This is a genomic window from Vineibacter terrae, from assembly GCF_008039615.1.
In the GTDB taxonomy this organism is placed as follows: domain Bacteria; phylum Pseudomonadota; class Alphaproteobacteria; order Reyranellales; family Reyranellaceae; genus Vineibacter; species Vineibacter terrae.
In genome coordinates, this window is record NZ_VDUZ01000026.1 from 1 (window position 1) to 19,680 (window position 19,680).

Consider the following 19,680-nt stretch of genomic DNA (forward strand, 5'->3'; position numbering starts at 1 on the left):
TGCATCAATCGCCTCAAGCGGTTCCGTCGGTTCGCTACTCGCTACGAAAAGACCGCCCGCAACTACCTCGCCATGGCGCTGATCGCCTGTATCCTCATCTGGATCGGGGTTTGAAAACAGGCCCTAGTGCGGGAGCGGGGAGAGGAAGGGGCCCATGCCGCAGGCATGGGAAGGTGAGGGGTAGGAACATTCAAGCCATGCATCAAAACGGTGAGGCTGACCGATCGTACCCCTCACCCTCCCGCGCTGCGCGCGGGCCCCTCCCTCTCCCCGCTCCCGCGGGGAGAGGGTTTGGGTTTGAAGGGTCAGCGCCCCAGGAACTTCGGCTTGCGCTTCTCCTCGAAGGCGGCCAGGCCTTCCTTCATGTCGTGGCTCTGGGCGTGGACTTCGCTGGCCAGCAGCTCCAGCCGCAGCGCCGTGGCGCTGGGCTGCTGCAGGCCGTCGTCGACCAGCGCCTTCATCCGCCGCAGCACCAGCGGGCTCTTGGGCGCCAGCTTGGCGATCAGCCGCTCGACTGCCGCCGTCAGCTCGGCATCGTCGACCACCTCGTTGACCAGACCGGCGGCCACCAGGTCCGCGGCCGGCACGAACTCGCCGGTGTAGAGCAGGTACTTGGCGCGGGTCGGGCCGATCTTGCGCGGCAGGCGCACCGAGCTGCCGCCGCCCGGCAGCAGGCCGTAGTTGGCGTGCGCATCGCCGATCTTGGCCGACCGCGCCGCGATCACGAGGTCGCAGCACAGGACCAGCTCCAGCCCGCCGGCCAGCGCCATGCCGTTCAGCGCCGCCACCACCGGCCGCGGGCAGGTCTCCAGCCGCTCCATCATCGCCAGCACGCTGTCGAGGAAGCCCGACACCGCCGCCCCGCCACCGACCTGGCTGCGCACGTATTTCAGGTCGGCGCCGGCGCAGAACGCACGGCCCGTGCCGGTCAGCACCACGGCCTTGACGCCGTCATCGGACGCGGCCTGCGCGACGGCGGCGTTGATGCGGCTGACCACGTCGGGCGTGATCGCGTTCAACGCGTCGGGACGGTTGAGCGTGATCCACATCGCCCCACCACGGATCTCGGACAGAACGGCAGCCGCCATCGTGCGCTCCTTCGCTTTGCAGGAATTGACTTTCGGGTAACTAGATTGTTCTATGAGTCATATTCTAGGCGGCCCGTGAGGCCGCGCAAGGAGTATCCGGGATGAGCCTATCCCTCGACGGCATCAGGATCGTCAGCCTGGCCGAGCAGTATCCCGGCCCCTATGCCACGCTGCTGCTCGCCGACATGGGCGCCGACGTCATTCTGGTCGAGCGGCCGGGCGGCGGCGATCCCGCCCGCCAGTTCCCGGCATTCCACGCGGCGCTGAACCGCAACAAGCGCTCGGTGGCGCTGGACCTGAAGACGGAGGCTGGCCGGCAGGCGCTGCGCGACCTCGTCGGCGGCGCCGACGTTCTGATGGAGGGCTTCCGCCCCGGCACCATGGAACGTCTGGGCTTCGGCTATGACGCCATGGCGGCGCTGAACCCGCGGCTGGTCTATGTCTCGATCTCCGGCTTCGGCCAGACCGGTCCGTACCGCGACCGGCCGGCGCACGACATCTCCTACCAGGCGGTGGCCGGCTTCCTGTTCCGCCATGCCGAGACCGGCAGCACCGCGAACCCCGGCGAGGTCGCGGTCGGCGACCTGTCGTCGGGCATGTTCGCGGCGCTGGGGACGCTCGCCGCCCTGTTCGAGCGCACGCGCACCGGCCGCGGCAAGCATGTCGATGTCTCGATGACCGACGGCCTGGTCTCCTGGATGTCGGTGATGATCGGCCCGGCGCTGAACGGCGTGCCGATCGCCGATATCGGCGCCGAGCCCGCCTACGGGTTGTTCCGCTGCGCCGACGGCAAGCTGCTGTCGCTGTCGATCGCGCACGAGGACTGGTTCTGGCGGCCCTTCTGCAGCCTGATCGGCATGGATGACGCCGCGGCGCTGACGCGCGGCGAGCGGGTGGCGCAGACCCAGGCGCTCACCCGGCGCATCGCCGACATCATGGCGACGCGCGACCGTGATGCCTGGGGCGCGGCGCTCGACGCGGCCGGCATCCCCTGGGGACCGGTGAACGGACTGGCCGAGGCCGCCGACGATCCGCACTTCCGCGCCCGCGGCCTGTTCCGCCGCGTTGACGGCAGTGACGGCGGCACGCGCTGGCACGTCGCGCAGCCGCTGGTCTTCTCCGGCGAGCGGCCGGGACCGCAACGCGACGCGCCGCGGCTGGGCGAGCATACCGAGGAGATCCTGGCGCCGCTTGCCGGGACAAGCACGAACGGCTGAACGGAGGACATGATGGAGGACATCTACGTGGTGGGCGTCGGCATGACGCCCTTCGGACGCATGCTCGACACCGACATGAAGACGCTGTCGAAGAACGCGGTCGCGGCGGCGCTGGCAGATGCCGGCGTCGACAAAAGCGAGGTCGAGGCCGCCTACTTCGGCAATGCCTCGCAGGGCCACATGGAGCGCCAGCACATGATCCGCGGCGAGATCGCGCTGCGCTCGATGGGCATCGGCGGCATCCCGGTGGTCAACGTCGAGAACGCCTGCGCCAGCGGCTCCTCGGCCTTCAACCTGGCGGTCACCTTCCTGAAGGCCGGTGAAGGCGATGTCGCGCTGGCGCTGGGCGCGGAGAAGATGTTCTCCACCGACCGCAAGCTGATGTTCGCCTCCTTCGACAGCGCCTGGGACGTCAGCCGCGAGAGCGAGATCCGCGAGCGCCTGCTGAAGCTCGGCGAGGGCGTCGCGGTGCCCGACGGCACCACGTCGGACAAGCCCTACAGCGTCTTCATGGACGTCTATGCCGCGTTCTCGCGCCAGCACATGAAGCGCTTCGGCACCACCCAGCGCCAGCTGGCGGCGGTCGCCGCCAAGAACCACAGGCACTCGGTCGAGAACCCGCTGTCGCAGTTCCGCGACGCCTACAGCGTCGAGGAGGTGCTCAAGGCGCCTCCCATCACCTACCCGCTGACCCTGCCGATGTGCTCGCCGATCTCGGACGGCGCCGCCGCCGCGGTCGTCGCCACCAGGAGCGGGCTGAAGCGGCTGGGCATCGACGAAAGCCGCGCCATCCGGGTGCTGGCCTGCGTCGTGCAGACCGGCAGCGACCGCGATCCGTCGCAGGTCGAGAAGCACTGCACGGCGCTGGCCGCCAAGCGCGCCTACGACAAGGCCGGTGTCGGCCCCGCCGACATCTCGGTCGCCGAGGTGCACGACGCCACGGCCATGGGCGAGGTCATCCAGATCGAGAATCTCGGCTTCTGCGCCTTCGGCGACGGCGGCGCGATCTCCGAGCGCGGCGAGACCACGATCGGCGGCCGCATCCCCGTCAACCCGTCGGGCGGCCTCGAATCGAAGGGCCACCCCGTGGGCGCCACCGGCATCGGCCAGATCCATGAGCTGGTCACGCAATTGCGCGGCGAGGCCGGCGCCCGCCAGGTCGAAGGCGCGCGCCTGGCGCTGGCGGAGAACGGCGGCGGCCTGCACGGCATCGAGGAAGCCGTGGCCTGCGTCACCATCCTGGGCCGGTGAAATACTGTCATCCCGAGCGCAGCGAGGGATCTCCTGCGCATGAGGCACGGTGCGCCATCGCGGGAGATCCCTCGCTGCGCTCGGGATGACTTCTTTTTGATCGAGAGGATTTCAATGCAGCTGCAGGACAAGGTCGCTGTCGTCACCGGCGCGGCATCGGGGTTGGGCTTGGGGTCGTGCCGGGCGCTGGCCGCGGCCGGCGCACGCATCGTGGGCTTCGATCGCGACGCCGACCGGCTGGCGGCACTGCGCGATGCCCTGGGCGAGCAGGCGATGACGGCTGTCGTCGACGTCGCCGACGAGGCCAGCGTCAAGGCCGGCATCGACCAGGCAATGGCGGCGTTCGGCGCCGTGCATGTGGCGGTGAACTGCGCCGGCGTCGCCGATTCGGCGAAGACGGTGTCGAAGGGCGAGCCCTTTCCGCTCACGACCTGGAACAAGGTGATCGCGGTCAACCTGACCGGCACGTTCAACATCATCCGCTTCGCGGCGGTGGCGATGATGCGCAACGCGCCCGACGGCGATACCGGCGAGCGCGGCGTGATCATCAACACCTCGTCGGGCGCCGCCTGGCAGGGCCAGGTCGGCCAGGCCGCCTATGCTGCCAGCAAGGCAGGCGTGATGGGCCTCACCCTGCCGGTGGCGCGCGACCTCGCCGAGCATGGCATCCGCGTGGTGTCGATCGCGCCGGGCCTGTTCGACACGGCGATGGTGGCCGGCCTGCCGCCCAAGGTCTCTCAGTCCATCGTCGACCGCATGATCCTCTACCCCAACCGCATGGGCCGGCCCGACGAGTTCGCCGCCCTGGTGCGCCACATCGCCGAGAACACGTACCTGAACGCCACCACCATCAGCGTCGACGCCGGCGCGCGTATGCAGGCGCGGTAGCTTGTGACTTCCTCCCCAGCGAAGCTGGGGAGGTGCCCCGAAGGGGCGGAGGGGAGACAACGTGGTCCTCGTGACTGAGACCACGTCGGCTCCCCCTCCGGCCTTCGGCCACCTCCCCCAACGCAGTTGGGGGAGGATCAGTTCCCCAGCAGCCGATGCGCCAGGCGCAGGTGCGGCTTGTCGAGCATCTTGCCGTCGAGCTGTGTGACGCCGCCGGTGCCCGCGGCCGCGAACGCCGCCACCACCTTGTGGGCCCATTCCAGCTCGGCATCCGATGGGCTGAAGACGCGGTTGATCACCTCGACCTGGCTGGGGTGGATCGCGGTCTTGGCCAGGAAGCCCATGCGCTTGGCGGTGACGCAGTCGGCCTCGAAGCCGGCCGCGTCGCGGAAGTCGGGATAGACTGTATCCAGCGGCGTGACGCCGGCGGCACTGGCCGCCAGCAGGCAGACGGCGCGGGCGTAGCGGAAGGTGTCGTCCAGCGATCCGTCGGGGCCGTACTTGCCCAGCGCGCCGACATCGGCCGACAGATCCTCGCCGCCCCAGGTCAGGGCCGCCAGGCGCGGATGCGACAGGCGCACCGATGATGCGGTGAGCACCGCCGACGCGGTCTCGGTGACCAGCGCCAGGATCTTCGTGCGCCCGGCGTCTATGCCCTCGCGCGCCTCCGTCACCTCCAGCATGGCCGCCAGCCGGTCGATCTCCGCCTGGCCCTCGCACTTGGGCAGCAGGATCGCGTCGGGTGCCGCCTGCATCACCACCGCCAGGTCGCCGGCCGTGAGCCCGGTCGCGAAGCTGTTCACGCGCACGACCCTGTGGTGGCCGCCGGCGCCGCGCGCCTTGACGTGGTCGCGCACGATGGCGCGCGCCGCTTCCTTCCGGTCCGGCCCGACCGCGTCCTCCAGGTCGTAGATCAGGGCGTCGGCCGGCGACTGCGTCGAGCGGTCGAGCTTGCGGTGGTCGTCGCCGGGCACGAAGAGGTAGGAGCGGATCATCGATGCTTTCCATCAAGGTGAGGTTGGCGCGAGCCGATCATATCGACAGACGCGGCGCAATCCTTCTCCCGCTTGCGGGAGAAGGTGGACGCCGCGCAGCGGCGGCCGGATGAGGGGCTGCACACGCAGCGCCTCGTCCCTGGCCCCTCACCCTCCCATGGCGCTGCGCGCCACGGGCCCCTCCCTCTCCCGCTCGCGGGAGAGGGAAATCAGATGTGCTGGATCCCGCGCTGACGCGATGGATCGCGCGGGCCGTCGACCAGCTTCGACGTGGCCAGCCGCAGCACCTCGATATAGCCGCGCCGCAGCTCCATCTTCGGACCATGGCCTTTGGCCAGCAGCAGCCGGTGCGCGGCCGGCAGGCGCCAGCACGGCACGAACAGGAACAGGTGGTGCTCCAGGTGATAGTTCACCCAGTACGGCGCCACGAACAGCCGCTCCAGCAGGTTGGCATAGGTCGTGCGCGTGTTGCGCAGCGGATCGTCGTTGTCGGGCACGACGGCGTGCTCGGCGATGTTGCGGATGCGGCTCACCAGCTGATACCAGGTCGCCAGCGGCAGCAGCCACAGCAGCGGGTAGAGCCACCAGGAGCCGGCCAGCGCCAGGCCGGCGAGCAGCACCACATTGGTGATGAAGAAGTCGCGCTCGCCGCGCAGCAGGCTGGCGAGCCGCGCCGGCAGCGTCCGGCTGCGCGGCCCCATGGCGCGGCGCACCTGCTCGCCGCGGCGCTGGTAGGCGGTGCTGCCGACCAGGTCGCGCACGATCTTGCGCCGCAGGCTGACGCGCGTGATGGGAAACGGCGCCGACAGGCCGATATCGGGATCGTCCGGCTGCTGCGTGCGGCGGTGGTGGGTGAGATGATAGGGCCGGTACAACGCCATGCTGGCCCCGACCGGCGCGCCGCACAGCCACACGCCCGCCCAGTCGTTGAGGCGGCGGTTGTCGAACAGCAGGCCATGTGCCGCGTCATGCATCAGGATCGCGATGCCGAGCTGGCGCGTGCCGATCACCATCACCGCCAGCACGAAGGTCAGCGGATTGGGCCACCAGGCGAACAGCGCCATGGCGCCGAGGATCAGCCCCCAGGCATGCAGAACCAGCAGCGCGCCGACGATATCGGACTTGCGGCGCAGCGTGCGCATCTCGTCGGCAGTCAAATAGTCGGTCGGCTTGGCCAGCATGCATCCGCTCCACACCCCAGGGTGGTCATGGGTGCGTCGTGCTGTCAACCAAGCCTGCCTGTTTCGCCCCTTGGCATCCGGGCCCGCGCGATTGTATCACCCCCTCGCCTCCCCTGGCGCGGACTGGACCCACGATGAACGCGATCGCCGACCTTTCGACTGCCGACCTCGGCGCCCTGCGCACGCGCGTGAGGAACGCCTATGACGCGTTCCGCGCCCGCGGGCTCAAGCTCGACATGACGCGCGGCAAGCCGTCCGCGGCGCAGCTCGACCTGGCCAACCCGATGTTCTCCCTGCCCGGCAACGGCGACCACTTCACCGAGGCGGGAGACGATGCCCGCAACTATGGCGGCGTCCAGGGCATCGCGGAGGTGCGGGCCCTGTTCGCGCCGATCATGGGCGTGCCGGCCGACCAGGTCGTGGTCGGCGACAATTCGAGCCTGGCGCTGATGCATGACTGCCTGGCCTGGGCGCTGCTGAAGGGCGTGCCCGGCAGCGCCGAGCCGTGGTCGAAGGAAGCGGCGCCGGCCTTCATCTGCCCGGTGCCGGGCTACGACCGGCACTTCGCCTTGTGCGAGGAGTACGGCATCCGCATGCTGCCGGTGCCGATGACCGGACACGGCCCCGATATGGACGCCGTCGAGGCGCTCGCGGCCGATCCGGCCGTAAAGGGCATGTGGTGCGTGCCGAAATATTCCAACCCCTCGGGTGAGGTCTATGACGACGCGACGATCCGCCGCCTGGCGGCGATGCGCGCCGGTGCGCCCGACTTCCGGCTGTTCTGGGACAACGCCTACGCGGTCCATCATCTGACCGCGCGGCGGCACGACATCCTCAACGTGATGGAGGCCTGCGCCGCCGCCGGGCATGCCGACCGGCCGTTCATCTTCGCCTCGACCTCCAAGGTGACGCTGGCCGGCGCCGGTCTGGCGCTGTTCGCCTCCTCGGCCGCCAATGTGCGCTGGTACCTGGCGCGGGCCAGCAAGCGCACGATCGGACCGGACAAGCTGAACCAGCTGCGGCACCTGCGCTTCCTGCGCAACATCGAGGGCGTGCATCGCCACATGGACGGCCATCGCGCCCTGCTGGCGCCGAAGTTCGACGCCGTGGCGGAAGCCCTGGAGCGCCATCTCGCCGGCCTGGGCGCGGCGCGCTGGACCAGGCCCGAGGGCGGCTATTTCATCACCGTCGACGCCGCCGACGGCACCGCAAGGCGCGTCGTAGCGCTGGCAAAGGAGGCTGGCCTTGCGCTCACGCCGGCCGGCGCGACCTGGCCGCTGGGCCAGGACCCGCATGACCGCACGCTGCGCATCGCCCCGACTTTTCCCTCGCTGGAGGAGGTGCGTGCGGCCGCCGAAGGCATCGCGCTCTGCATCGCCCTGGCGGCGGTCGAGAAGGAGGACGCCGGGCGCTCGCGCCCGGCGTGACAGCGGCGATCGGGCGCCGCTATGCTCGCCGGCATGGCCCATCGCACCATCCGCACCGACGTGCTGGACATCGCCTACGAGGAGCACGGCCCGCCTGACGGCGCCACGGTGATCCTGCTGCACGGCTTTCCGTACGACCCGCGCGCCTATGACCACGTGGCGCCGCCGCTGGCTGCCGACGGACGGCGCGTGCTGGTGCCGTATCTGCGCGGCTACGGGCCGACGCGGTTCCTGTCGCCCGACACACCGCGATCGGGGCAACAGGCGGCGCTGGGCCATGACCTGCTGCGCTTCATGGACGCGCTGGGCATCAGGCGCGCGGCGCTGGCGGGCTACGACTGGGGCGGCCGCGCCGCCTGCATCGTGGCCGCCCTGTGGCCCGAGCGCGCCAGCGCCCTGGTCAGCGTCAGCGGCTACAACATCCAGGACATCGCCGCATCGGCGGCGCCGGCCGCGGCCGAGCAGGAGCACCGCTTCTGGTACCAGTACTACTTCCACACCGAACGCGGCCGCGCCGGACTGACCGCCAACCGGCGCGACATCTGCCGGCTGCTGTGGCGCCTGTGGTCGCCCGAATGGCGCTTCGATGACGCGACGTTCGACCGCAGCGCCGCCTCGTTCGACAACCCCGACTTCGTCGACGTGGTGATCCAGTCCTACCGCCACCGCTTCGGCTATGCGCCCGGCGACCTGGCGCTGGAGCCGATCGAAGCAAGACTGGCGGCACGGCCTCTGATCGCCGTGCCCAGCATCGTGCTGCATGGCGGGCATGACGGCGTCGGCCCGGCCGAGCAGTCGCAGCGGCACGACCGCTACTTCACCGGTCCGTACGTGCGCCGCGTCCTGCCGGGCATCGGCCACAACCTGCCGCAGGAAGCGCCGGACGCCGTCGTGGCGGCACTGCGGGCGCTGCCTGTGGCGGGGTGAAATGTCTTCACCTCTCCCGCAAGCGGGAGAGGTCGGCGAGCGAAGCGAGCCGGGTGAGGGCTTCACGCACGGCACCTCGTCCTTGGCCCCTCACCTTCCCATTGCGCGCAGCGCAATGGGCCCCTTCCTCTCCCGCACAACGGGAGAGGAGAGACTACTCCAGGGTCTCCAGCAGGCGGGCGCAGAGATAGGTGCGGGGCATCAGCGACGAGAAGTAGATCTGCTCGTAGGCGGCATGCGCGCCCTTGCCGTCGGCGCCCAGGCCGTCGAGGGTGGGAATGCCCAGCGCGGCGGTGAAGTTGCCGTCGCTGCCGCCGCCGGTGAGCGGCACATCCTTCAGCTCCTTGCCGATCTCACGGTAGATCGCCTGCGCCTTCTCGAACAGCGCGCCGATACCGGCGTCCTTGCGATAGGGCGGCCGGTTCATGCCGCCCTCGACGGCGACCTCGACATCCTCGCCGATCGCCTTGAGCCCCAGCAGGGTGGCGGTCATCTCCTCGGCCAGCGCTGTGTCGGGCACCCGCAGGTCGATCTCCGCCGTGGCCTGCGCCGGCACGACATTGACGCCGGTGCCGCCCTGCACCAGGCCGACATTGACGGTGATGCCGCGGCCGTAGTCGGTCATCGCCTCGATGCGCACGATCTGCCGCGCCATCTCCAGGATGGCGCTGCGGCCGTCCTCGTGCTTGGCGCCGGCATGCGCCGCCTTGCCCGTCACCGTGAGCACGAAGCGGCCGACGCCCTTGCGCGACGTCACCACCTTGTCGCCGTCGCGGCCGGGCTCCATCACCAGGCAGTATTTGTGGCCGCGGGCGACGCGCTCGATGCGCTCGCGCGAGGTCGGGCTGCCGACCTCCTCCTCGGGGATGAACAGGAAGGTCACGGGCAGCCGGCTCTTCCTGCCCTGCCGGATGAGATGGCGCAGCGCATAGTAGGCGATGTAGCCGCCCGCCTTCATGTCGTAGATGCCGGGCCCGAAGACGCTGTCGCCTTCGCGGCGGATCTTCAGCTCCCTGCCGATGGTGCCGATGGGATGCACCGTGTCGAGATGGGCCAGCACCAGGATGCCCGGCCCGTCGCCGCCCCAGGGCGTGCGGCATTCCAGGATGTCGCCGAAGCCGTCACGGCCGGGCGTGCGCTCGACCTGCAGGCCGAGATCGCGGAACTGGCCTTCGACCTTGTCCACGACGACATTGACGGCGGACGCGTCATGCGTCGGGCTCTCGATGCTCACCCATTCGAGGATGCCGTCAAGCACCTCGTCGGGATCAATCCTGGGCTCGTTCTTCAGGGCGGCAGTCGACATGTCCTGATGATCCTCGGCGGTTCCCTGCTGCCGAGCGCAGCATGACTCCTGGACGCGTGCAAGGCTGTTCGGGGATTCTTCCCTTCTCCCCGCGCAGGCCAGGACATTCGCATATGCCCCTACCGTCATCCCGAGCGTAGCGAGGGATCTCCCGCGAATTGCGCACCGTGCGCCCTGCCGCAGGAGATCCCTCGCTGGCGCTCGGGATGACAGCGAGGTCATATGCGAATGCCCTGCCGCGCAGGCGGGGAGAAGGAAATCAGTCCCGGGGCGGCACGAACATGTAGCCGACACCGCGCACCGTGCGGATCGCGTCGGGATGCGCCGGGTCGACCTCGATCTTGCGGCGCAGGCGCGTGATGCGCAGGTCGATGGCGCGGTCGAACACCTCCATCTCGCGATGCGCGGTGACCTCCAGCAGCCAGTCGCGCGCCAGCGGCCGGTTGGGATTCTCCGCGAACACCCTGAGCAGGTCGAACTCGCTGGCCGCCAGGCCCTGCTCGGCACCGTCGGCAGGATCGACCAGAACCCGTTTCTCGAGGTCGAGCACCCAGCGCCCCATGCGCACACGCGGCCCGAGCGTCGGCACGGCCGCGCCGGTGCGGCGCAGCACGCTCTTGACCCGCGCCAGCAGCTCGCGCGGGTCAAACGGCTTGGGGATGTAGTCGTCGGCACCGGTCTCCAGGCCGACGACCCGGTCGATCGTGTCGCCAGCCGCCGTGACCATGATGATGCCGATCCGGCCGTTGCGCTCGCGCAGCCAGCGCGCCAGCGTGAAGCCGTCCTCGCCGGGCAGGCCGACATCGAGCAGGACCAGGTCCGGAGCATCGCGCTCGACCAGCCGGCGCAAGGCTGTACCGCCATCGACACCCGACACACGAAAACCGTTGCGGCCAAGGTGGTCGAGCAGAAGCTGGCGCTGGGCCGGCTCATCCTCGACGACTGCGATATGCGGACGCGTGCTCTTTTCCTGGATCACTACTCGATCTTCCCGGTGCTGGCTGTAGTTGATCCACCAGCCCGGACGAACCTTGCCCAGCAGCGAAACGCAGGTCAATTCACCCTGACCGCTTTCACGCTGCGACATGGACGATACAAAGCCGACGGCTGCACGACACGGGCGCGATACGCACCGCCGCTAAAGTGCCGCGCAACGCAGTCCCAGCGAGGTGCACGCCAATGTCCTACGCCTTCATCAATCAATCGGTCGGCAAGAACGGCAGGAACGTCAGGGAGGACGTGATGTCGATCCAAATCCGGCTCAACCGCTGGATCATGGAGAGCAAGCTGCCCGAGGTGCCGATGCTGGCGGTCGACGGCCATTGCGGCGCCCAGACCCACAAGGCCATCGGCGCCTTCCAGAAGCTCTATATCGGCATGAACAACCCGGACTGCCGCGTGGATCCGGGCGGCAGGACGCTGGACACGCTGTTCCAGTCGCTGATCTCGCCGCAGGCCAGCCGGGCTGCATACGAGGCATGGCTGAGGGCGCAGGCCACGACTCCCTACAAGCCGCCGTTCCCGGGTGTCGATATGCCGGTCGAGGAGGACAAGCCCTACTGGGAAAAGCGCGGGATGCTCTGGTTCGGCGCGGGGGTAAAGGTCGGCGGCATGGTCGGACCGGCCGGCTACGACTGGGTGATCGCCACGATGTACAATCTCAAGGCGCCCTCCAACAAATTCATCCTCAGGGCATACACAAGACGCGTCAACGGCTGGGGCGCCGGCGGCGGCGCCGGCGCCATCGTCGCGTTCGTCACCGGCATCTATTCGCCCAAGGATCTCAACGAGGTCGCGTTCGACGAATGGGACTGGAGCCTCGCCGTCGCCGGCAAGCTGTCGGGCGCGCTGAAATTGGCAGCCAAGGCGCCGGTCCTGAAGGCCCTTGCGACCTCGGCGCGGGCCGAGAAATACGCCGACCTCGAAACCGTCAGCAAGGCGGCAAGCGTCTTCAAGTCGATGGCCGGCGTGAAGGGCATGGGCGACGAGTCGGAGGACTGGAACGGGCCGACAAAGCCCAGCTTCGCCGCGATGGACATCCCCATCGGCGGCGTCGGCATGGAAGCCGCCTACTATCGGGGCATCACCAGCTTCCGGATCTCGAATGTTCATCTGGACTGAGCGGCCCGCCGGCTGTTGGATGTGACGACCATGCTGCGATTCATATGGGCTCTTGCCGCGCTGGCGCTGGGCGGCTGCTGGTATTCGTCACCGATATCGTCGCGCGGCCACGGCTGGACGGCACCGACGGAGCCATTCGTGCCGCCCGACAAGCCGCTGCAGGCGTGGCGCCAGCGCCTGGTGGACCGGACGTGGCTGTACTACAGCAAGTATGTGTTCTACACGCCGGCCGACGGGCGCGCGTTTCTCTGGTACGCGGGCGAGAAGCGTCTGTTCATCGGCGAATGGAAGCTGGAGAAGGCATCGCGATCCACACAGCTATGCTTCCGATACCCCGGCGCCGCCACCCACCCGGGCTCGCCGCGACACGGCGATGAATGGCTGTGCGGAGAGGCTTTCTTTTATCTGGGGGGAGATCCCGTCAACCATCCGCACGAGAGCGTCGCCGGCGACGTCTTCGGCCTCGCCACCCGTAGGGACGCGCCTTTCGTCTTCACCTGGGACCAGAGCGTGACCCTGGCAGGCCTGCAGGCACGCCTGCGGCGCTAGGCAGGCGCGGGGGCTGCCGCGATACAGACGATACAAAATCGCGCTGTGGCGGAACGATCGCGAGGGGAAATCTGCAGAGATGTCAGAAACGAACCCGCAGGCCGACACCCTGGCGCCGACCACAGCCGCTGATCACGAGCTGCTCGCCGCCGTTTCCGAGCTGAAGCACCGCGAGCGCGAGCTGGCGGCCGCCAAGGCCGAGGTCGAGAGCGCGCGCGACCTGATGCGCAAGGTGTTCGCCAGCATGCTCGACGGTGTCGCTCTGTACAGCCCCGAAGGCCGCTTCCTGTTCGCCAACCGTGCGATGGCGGCAGTGCACGACATCCCGCCCGAGGTCGCCGAAGCCAGCCGGACCATCGACGACATCATGCGGTTCCTGATCACGCGCGGCGATCTGGGGCCGGTAACGGATATTGAAGCGGACGTACGGCGCTGGACGACCTGGATGCGGACGTCAGGCGAGCCCCACTATCATCGCACGCCGCATGGCCGCTATCTCGAGATCCGCGGCCTGCGGCTGCGCGACGGCAGGATCCTGTCGCTGCACCGCGACCTGACGGAGCTGAAACAGAGCGAGGAAGCGGCCGAGGCGGCGCGCGCCGAGGCCGAGCGGACGCGCGGCATGCTCGAGACGATCCTCACCAACATGACCGATGGCGTCGCCCTGTTCGACCACGACGGGCGGTGCGTCTATATCAACGACCGCATGGCATCGTTCCATGACTTTCCTCATTCGCTCATGGCAGGCCAGCCGCATCTGCGCGACATCCTGCGGTTCCAGGCCGAGCGCGGTGATTTCGGCGCCACGACGCCACAAGACCTGGATCGCCTCATCGAGGAGAGGGTCGCGAGATCCTTCTCCCCGGCAGGCGCGCAGGACACACGCCGCACGTCCAAAGGCCAGTATATCGAGATCATCTACCGGCCGACGCCCGGAGGCTGGGTGACCATGCACCGCGACATCACCGAGCTGAAGCGGCGCGAGGACGAGCTGGCACGCGAACGCGATGCCGCCGAATCGGCGCGCAGGGAGGCCGAGGCCGCCAACCAGGCGAAGTCGACGTTCCTGGCCACCATGAGTCATGAGATCAGGACGCCGATGAACGGCGTGATGGGCATGATGGAGGTGCTCGAACGGCAGGGCCTGAACGCGGCACAGCGCGCCACCGTCGCCACGATGCGCGATTCGGCGCAGTCGCTGCTGCGCATCATCGACGACGTGCTCGATTTCTCCAAGATCGAAGCCGGCCGACTCGAGCTGGAGGCGACGGCCTTCTCCTTATCGGGCATGATCGAGAGCGTAGGCAGCACGTTCCGGCCGCAGACCGCCGCCAAGAGCCTGTCGCTCGACCTCGACATCGACCCCGGCTCCGCCGATGCGCTGATCGGCGATCCCACACGCGTGCGGCAGATCCTGTTCAACCTGATGGGCAATGCCGTGAAGTTCACCGAGCGCGGCGGGATCAGGGTGCGCGCCGCAACGGTTCCGGCCGGTGGCGGCCGTGCCCGCGTGACGCTGGCGGTCATCGATACCGGCATCGGCCTGGACGACGTCCAGCGCGCCGGCCTGTTCCAGCCCTTCGCCCAGGCGGACAGCTCGACGACCCGGCGCTTCGGCGGCACCGGCCTGGGCCTGTCCATCGTGCGTCGGCTGGCGCAGCTCATGCACGGCGACGTGACCGTCCAGAGCGCGCCGGGCGCCGGCTCGACCTTCGCGGTCAGCCTGAATCTCGGGATCGCGCCGGCGGAATCACCTTTCAGAGCCCTGCGCCAGGCCGATACAGGCCCGGCCGCAGCGCGCCCTGGCGCCGCGGTGCGCCAGCGCTCCAAGGTCCTGGTGGTCGACGACCATCCGATCAACCGCGAGGTGCTGGCGCGGCAGCTCGACCTGCTGGGCATCGATGCCGACAGGGCCGCGGACGGGGCCGAGGCGCTGGCCGCCTGGCAGCCCGGCCGCTACGCTGCGGTGCTGGCCGACATCCACATGCCGCAGATGGACGGCTACGAGCTGGCAGGCCGCATCCGCGCTGCCGAGCGCGACGGCGGGATCGCACGCACGCCGCTGGTGGCGGTCACCGCCAACGCGTTGCGCGGCGAGGAGGAGCGCTGCATGGCGGCGGGCATGGACGCCTACCTGGCCAAGCCCGTGACCATCGACCGGCTGCGGGCGGCGCTGGAACGCTGGCTGCCGATGGATGCCCTCGACACGCAGAGCGATGCCCAAGGGCAGTCTGCGCGCATTGCCACGCCGGCGATCGATCGCGCCGTGCTGGAGGCTTGGCTGGGTGACGACCGCGCCGCCATCGCGGCGCTGCTGTCGAAGTTCCGGGACACCGCTCTCGGGGCCGAACGCGAGATCAGCGCCGCCTTGCGCACAGGCGACTTCGCGACCATGGCATTGGCGGCGCACCGGCTGAAGGGTGCGGCGCTGGCCGTCGGCGCCGGCGGCGTTGGCGAGGCCGCGGCGGGGCTGGAGCGCGCCGGCAAGGCCGGCGACCGCGCGCGCGGCCAGGACGGGCTGGGTCCGCTGGCCGCCGAGCTGCGCCGCGCCCTGTCGGAGATCGGCCGGTAGCAAGCCGATGGCCGGCCTCAGATCGGATCCCAGGTGAAGTATTCAGGCGAACGGTCGAGGCTGATGAAGTGCGGCCGCATCGCCGGGATCGCCGTCTCGGCGATGCTCTGCGGCGTCCAGCCGTCCGACATGTGCACCGAACGCACCGGACGATTGGCGCTGAACAGCAGGATCTCGTTCATGCGCACGCCGAAGATCTGCGACGTCACGCCGTCGGCCGCGTCGGACAGCAGGTACACCGCCATCGGCGCGATCTTGGCCGGTGTCATGCGCTTGGACCGCTCCAGCCGCGCCACCTGCTGCGGCGTGTCGGCCGGGATGGTGCCGATCATGCGCGTCCAGGCGAACGGCGAGACGCAGTTCGAGCGCACGTTGAACGCCTTCATGTCCAGCGCGATCGACCGCGACAGGCCGACGATGCCCATCTTCGCCGCCGCATAGTTCGCCTGCCCGAAATTGCCCACCAGGCCCGACGTCGACGTGAAGTGCACGAAGGCGCCCGACTTCTGCTCCTTGAAGTAGTTCGCCGCCGCCCGCGAGGTGTTGAACGCGCCGTGCAGATGCACGTCGATCACCTGCTTCCAGTCGAGATGGCTCATGCGGTGGAAGATGCGGTCGCGCAGGATGCCGGCGTTGTTGATCACGCCGTCGATGCGGCCGAAATTCTCCACCGCCTGCTTGATCATCGCCTCGGCCGCCGCCGGATCGGCGACGCTGCCGTAGTCGGGGATGGCGATGCCACCCGCGGCCTTGATCTCGTCACAGACCTTCTGCGCCGGCGCCTGGCTGCCGCCGCCCTCGCCGTCGACCGCGCCGCCGAGATCGTTGACCACGACCTTGGCGCCTTCCCGGGCACACAGCAGCGCCATCTCGCGGCCGATGCCACCGCCGGCGCCGGTCACCAGCACCACCTTGTCCTTCAGCATCCCTGCCATCGAACCCTCCCTGCGCTACGACCTCGAGAACTCCCCCACTGCGGTGATTTTCCACCCTTCTCCCCGCAGGCAGCGGGGAGAAGGAAGACACTGCCGTTGCCGTCGATACGCCCGCGATCAGACCGGATCCCAGGAGAAGTACTCGCCCGAGCGGTCGAGGCTGATGAAATGCGGCTTCATCGCCGGGATCGCCGTCTCGGCGATGCTCTGCGGCGTCCAGCCGTCCGACATGTGCACCGAACGCACCGGACGGTTGGCGCTGAACAGCATGATCTCGTTCATGCGCACGCCGAAGATCTGCGACGTCACGCCGTCGGCCGCATCCGACAGCAGATAGGCCGCCAGCGGCGCGATCTTGGCCGGCGTCATGCGCTTGATCTTGTCCAGGCGCGCCTGCTGCTCGGGCGTATCCGAGGGGATGGTGCCGATCATGCGCGTCCAGGCGAACGGCGAGATGCAGTTCGAGCGCACGTTGAACGCCTTCATGTCCAGCGCGATCGACCGCGACAGGCCGATGATGCCCATCTTCGCCGCCGCGTAGTTCGCCTGCCCGAAATTGCCCACCAGGCCCGATGTCGACGTGAAGTGCACGAAGGCGCCCGACTTCTGCTCCTTGAAGTAGTTCGCCGCCGCCCGCGAGGTGTTGAACGCGCCGTGCAGATGCACGTCGATCACCTGCTTCCAGTCGAGGTGGCTCATGCGGTGGAAGATGCGGTCGCGCAGGATGCCGGCGTTGTTGATCACGCCGTCGATGCGGCCGAAATTCTCCACCGCCTGCTTGATCATCGCCTCGGCCGCCGCCGGATCGGCGACGCTGCCGTAGTTGGGGATGGCGATGCCGCCCGCCGCCTTGATCTCGTCGCAGACCTTGGCCGCCGGCGTCTGGCTGCCCGTGCCCTCGCCGTCGACCGCGCCGCCGAGATCGTTGACCACGACCTTGGCGCCCTCCTGGGCGCACAGCAGCGCCATCTCGCGGCCGATGCCGCCGCCGGCGCCGGTCACCAGAACCACCTTGTCCTTCAGCATGTTCGCCATCGCGTCCTCCGTGTCGGGGTCGTGGGTATCCCCTGCGTTCTAGCCCATGGCCGGCCCGGCAGCATTGCCATTTCGGCATACGTTCCTCGAAGCGGGACGGTGGCGCGACGTCACGGCCCCGCGGCTTCGCGGCGCGAAACCCGGCGCAGCATCCAGGCGCTGAGCGCGCCGCTGATCGCGAACGGCGCCAGCCCGATCACCAGCGGCATGGGCACGCCGCAGGCGACGGTGCGGCAGCCGGCCCATTCGCCCACCATCGGGATGCCGGCGCTGTGCCCGGCCCAGCCCGTGAGCACCGCCACCACGACGGTGCCGAAGGCGCCGATGCCCATCTGCGCCAGGCCGAACAGCGACGAGGCCGTGCCCGCCAGCTTGGGATGCAGGCCGATGGCGCCGGCGCTGGCGGTGGGCACCACCATGCCCGAGCCGAACGACAGCAGCGCATGCGGCACGACGATCGACCACCAGGCCAGCGTGCTGAAATAGGCCGGCACCGCCATGACGGTCAGCGCCACGAGATGGCAGGTCGTGGCGCCCTGCAGGATGTGCGGCGGCGCCACGCGGCCGATCAGCATCTGGTTGCAGATGCCGCCGGCCGTGAAGCCACTGACGGATATCAGCACCAGCAGGCCGAACTCGCGCGGCGTGAAGCCCAGGCTGTCCTGCAGGATGAAGGGCGTGCCGGCGATCATCCCGAAATTGATCGCGAACGAGAAACCCATGGTCAGCACGTAGCCCAGGAACAGCCGGTCGCGCAGCATCGCGCCGCTGCCGCGCAGCAGCGACACCAGGTCGATGGCGGCGCTGCGGTGCTTGTTGGTCTCGGGCAGGCCCAGCGTCGTCACCACGAACAGCACCGACGAGAACACGGCCAGCACCCAGAACGTGGCGCTCCAGCCGAAGCGCTCGCCGAGATAGCCGCCGACCGAGGGCGCGATCGCGGGCGCGATATTGAGCGCCAGCGAGATCCAGCCCATGACCCGCGGCATGTCGCGGTACTCGTAGACGTCGCGCGCCAGCGCCCGGCCGATCACCACGCCGGCGCAGGCGCCGACGCCCTGGAAGAAGCGCTGCGCGATCAGGTTCGCGATGCTGTGGGCATAGATGCAGCCGATCGTGGTGGCAACGAAGAACAGCAGCCCGCCCAGCAGCACGGGCCGGCGGCCGAAGCGGTCGCTGAGCGGCCCATAGAACAGCTGGCCGATGGCAAAGCCCAGCATGTAGCTGGTCAGGGTCAGCTTGACAGCATCGGGGCTGGCGCCCAGCGCGCCGCCGATCAGCGGCATCACCGGCGTGTAGATGCTCATGGTGAGCGGGCCGAATGAGCTCAGCGCCACCAGCAGCACGACATAGCCGACCGAACGGGGAGCGATCTGCACGCGATCGCCTCAGGCGGGTTTCCTTCTCCCCGCCGAGGCGGGGAGAAGGTCAGCGGCGTCGCTCGCGCTCACCGGCTGGCAGCCTCGGCGGCACCTTCGGCTGCGAAATCGCCGCCCAGCGCGGCGCCGCCGTCGTGGCGGTACATCTTGGGATAGTATTGCCGGAACGCGGCGTTCAGGGTGTCGAACGGGATGTCGGCATAGACCCCGCGATACGCCAGATACTCCATATGCCGGCGGCCTTCGAGATCGAAGGGATGGTAGATCGAGTCCGCGCTGCCGTCCCAGTCGAGCGGCTTGAGGCGGAACTTGTCGGTGAGCTCCTTGTTGAAGGCCGGGGTCGCCTTCACCCAGCGCCCGTTCAGCCAGACGTCGGTGTAGCCGTGGAAGTAGAAGACGTCCGAGCCCATCCATTCCGACAGCCGCCTGGTCGTCATGTGGTTGCGTACGTCGGCGTAGCCCAGGCGGGCGGGGATGCCGCGGGCGCGGCAGGCGGCCGCCATCAGGCCGGCCTTGTTGACGCAGTAGCCGTGGCGCGCCTGCAGGCAGGTGCTGGCGACATAGGCATCGCGGCGCAGCGGCGTGCCGTACGGGTCGTAGCGCAGGCCGTCGCGCACGGCGAAATAGATCCGCACCGCGACATCGACGGGGTCGGTGGCCGCGCCGGCCGCGTCGCGCGCGAAGGCCACGACCGCGGGGTGGTCGCTGTCGACCAGCGCGCCGGGACGGCGGTAGTCCTCGAACGCGGCGCCGTCCATCACGGTGCCGTCGGTCTCGAAGGTGCGTAGATCGGGAGCAGTCATGGACAG

General features: G+C 69.2%; 17 protein-coding genes and 1 pseudogene. 9 read left to right on the forward strand and 9 right to left on the reverse strand.

Annotated elements, in window-relative coordinates; translation table 11 throughout:
- Nucleotides 1–114 (forward strand): annotated as a pseudogene (locus FHP25_RS41925) (IS5/IS1182 family transposase); the annotation flags it as partial.
- Between the two features lie 191 nt (nucleotides 115–305).
- Here FHP25_RS41925 and FHP25_RS21515 read toward each other — a convergent pair.
- Nucleotides 306–1,088, reverse strand: a complete 783-nt coding sequence (locus tag FHP25_RS21515; RefSeq protein WP_147849027.1) for an enoyl-CoA hydratase/isomerase family protein — start codon at nucleotides 1,086–1,088, stop codon at nucleotides 306–308.
- 101 nt (nucleotides 1,089–1,189) lie between these two features.
- Between FHP25_RS21515 and FHP25_RS21520 the strand changes: the two genes are divergently transcribed.
- The 3 genes from FHP25_RS21520 (at nucleotide 1,190) to FHP25_RS21530 (ending at nucleotide 4,444) form a co-directional block, all read left to right on the forward strand.
- Nucleotides 1,190–2,305 carry a CaiB/BaiF CoA transferase family protein gene (locus FHP25_RS21520; RefSeq protein ID WP_147849028.1) on the forward strand — a complete coding sequence of 372 codons (1,116 nt, stop codon included), beginning with the start codon at nucleotides 1,190–1,192 and terminating at the stop codon, nucleotides 2,303–2,305.
- Nucleotides 2,306–2,314: 9 nt separating this feature from the next.
- Nucleotides 2,315–3,556 (forward strand): thiolase family protein, encoded by a 1,242-nt coding sequence (locus tag FHP25_RS21525; RefSeq protein ID WP_231712421.1) that lies wholly within the window; start codon nucleotides 2,315–2,317, stop codon nucleotides 3,554–3,556.
- A gap of 114 nt (nucleotides 3,557–3,670) precedes the next feature.
- Nucleotides 3,671–4,444: an SDR family NAD(P)-dependent oxidoreductase gene (locus FHP25_RS21530; RefSeq protein ID WP_147849030.1), complete on the forward strand. Its 774-nt coding sequence runs from the start codon at nucleotides 3,671–3,673 to the stop codon at nucleotides 4,442–4,444.
- 137 nt (nucleotides 4,445–4,581) lie between these two features.
- Here FHP25_RS21530 and FHP25_RS21535 read toward each other — a convergent pair whose 3' ends face one another.
- Both FHP25_RS21535 and FHP25_RS21540 read right to left on the reverse strand, forming a co-directional pair.
- A complete protein-coding gene (locus tag FHP25_RS21535; protein ID WP_218578493.1) occupies nucleotides 4,582–5,439 on the reverse strand; it encodes an HpcH/HpaI aldolase/citrate lyase family protein in 858 nt (285 codons plus the stop codon).
- A 209-nt stretch (nucleotides 5,440–5,648) separates the two neighbouring features.
- Nucleotides 5,649–6,620 (reverse strand): fatty acid desaturase family protein, encoded by a 972-nt coding sequence (locus FHP25_RS21540; RefSeq protein WP_147849031.1) that lies wholly within the window; start codon nucleotides 6,618–6,620, stop codon nucleotides 5,649–5,651.
- A 134-nt stretch (nucleotides 6,621–6,754) separates the two neighbouring features.
- Here FHP25_RS21540 and FHP25_RS21545 point away from each other — a divergent pair, with 134 nt between their 5' ends.
- Nucleotides 6,755–8,047, forward strand: a complete 1,293-nt coding sequence (locus tag FHP25_RS21545; RefSeq protein WP_147849032.1) for an aminotransferase class I/II-fold pyridoxal phosphate-dependent enzyme — start codon at nucleotides 6,755–6,757, stop codon at nucleotides 8,045–8,047.
- 33 nt (nucleotides 8,048–8,080) lie between these two features.
- The gene (locus FHP25_RS21550; RefSeq protein ID WP_218578494.1) at nucleotides 8,081–8,974 is read left to right on the forward strand and encodes an alpha/beta fold hydrolase; all 894 of its coding nucleotides are present in this window, start codon (nucleotides 8,081–8,083) and stop codon (nucleotides 8,972–8,974) included.
- 154 nt (nucleotides 8,975–9,128) lie between these two features.
- Here the strand turns inward: FHP25_RS21550 and FHP25_RS21555 are convergent, their stop codons facing one another.
- Together FHP25_RS21555 and FHP25_RS21560 are read right to left on the reverse strand one after the other, a co-directional pair.
- Nucleotides 9,129–10,280 (reverse strand): M20 family metallopeptidase, encoded by a 1,152-nt coding sequence (locus tag FHP25_RS21555; protein ID WP_147849034.1) that lies wholly within the window; start codon nucleotides 10,278–10,280, stop codon nucleotides 9,129–9,131.
- Nucleotides 10,281–10,539: 259 nt separating this feature from the next.
- Entirely contained in the window at nucleotides 10,540–11,367 is an 828-nt protein-coding gene (locus FHP25_RS21560; RefSeq protein WP_147849035.1) for a response regulator, read from the reverse strand.
- 92 nt (nucleotides 11,368–11,459) lie between these two features.
- Between FHP25_RS21560 and FHP25_RS21565 the strand changes: the two genes are divergently transcribed.
- From FHP25_RS21565 to FHP25_RS21575, 3 genes are all read left to right on the forward strand, one after another.
- A complete protein-coding gene (locus tag FHP25_RS21565; RefSeq protein WP_147849036.1) occupies nucleotides 11,460–12,401 on the forward strand; it encodes a peptidoglycan-binding domain-containing protein in 942 nt (313 codons plus the stop codon).
- 30 nt (nucleotides 12,402–12,431) lie between these two features.
- On the forward strand, nucleotides 12,432–12,950 hold the full coding sequence (locus FHP25_RS21570; protein ID WP_147849037.1) for a hypothetical protein: 519 nt from the start codon (nucleotides 12,432–12,434) through the stop codon (nucleotides 12,948–12,950).
- A gap of 79 nt (nucleotides 12,951–13,029) precedes the next feature.
- Nucleotides 13,030–15,522, forward strand: a complete 2,493-nt coding sequence (locus FHP25_RS21575) for a PAS-domain containing protein (protein WP_147849038.1) — start codon at nucleotides 13,030–13,032, stop codon at nucleotides 15,520–15,522.
- 17 nt (nucleotides 15,523–15,539) lie between these two features.
- Here the strand turns inward: FHP25_RS21575 and FHP25_RS21580 are convergent, their stop codons facing one another.
- The 4 genes from FHP25_RS21580 to FHP25_RS21595 all read right to left on the reverse strand — a co-directional run bounded on the left by FHP25_RS21580 (nucleotide 15,540) and on the right by FHP25_RS21595 (nucleotide 19,674).
- Entirely contained in the window at nucleotides 15,540–16,457 is a 918-nt protein-coding gene (locus FHP25_RS21580; protein WP_147849039.1) for an SDR family NAD(P)-dependent oxidoreductase, read from the reverse strand.
- 117 nt (nucleotides 16,458–16,574) lie between these two features.
- Entirely contained in the window at nucleotides 16,575–17,492 is a 918-nt protein-coding gene (locus FHP25_RS21585; RefSeq protein ID WP_147849040.1) for an SDR family NAD(P)-dependent oxidoreductase, read from the reverse strand.
- A 110-nt stretch (nucleotides 17,493–17,602) separates the two neighbouring features.
- Nucleotides 17,603–18,871 (reverse strand): multidrug effflux MFS transporter, encoded by a 1,269-nt coding sequence (locus FHP25_RS21590; protein ID WP_147849041.1) that lies wholly within the window; start codon nucleotides 18,869–18,871, stop codon nucleotides 17,603–17,605.
- 68 nt (nucleotides 18,872–18,939) lie between these two features.
- The gene (locus tag FHP25_RS21595; RefSeq protein ID WP_218578495.1) at nucleotides 18,940–19,674 is read right to left on the reverse strand and encodes a transglutaminase-like domain-containing protein; all 735 of its coding nucleotides are present in this window, start codon (nucleotides 19,672–19,674) and stop codon (nucleotides 18,940–18,942) included.
- Nucleotides 19,675–19,680 lie beyond the last annotated feature (6 nt).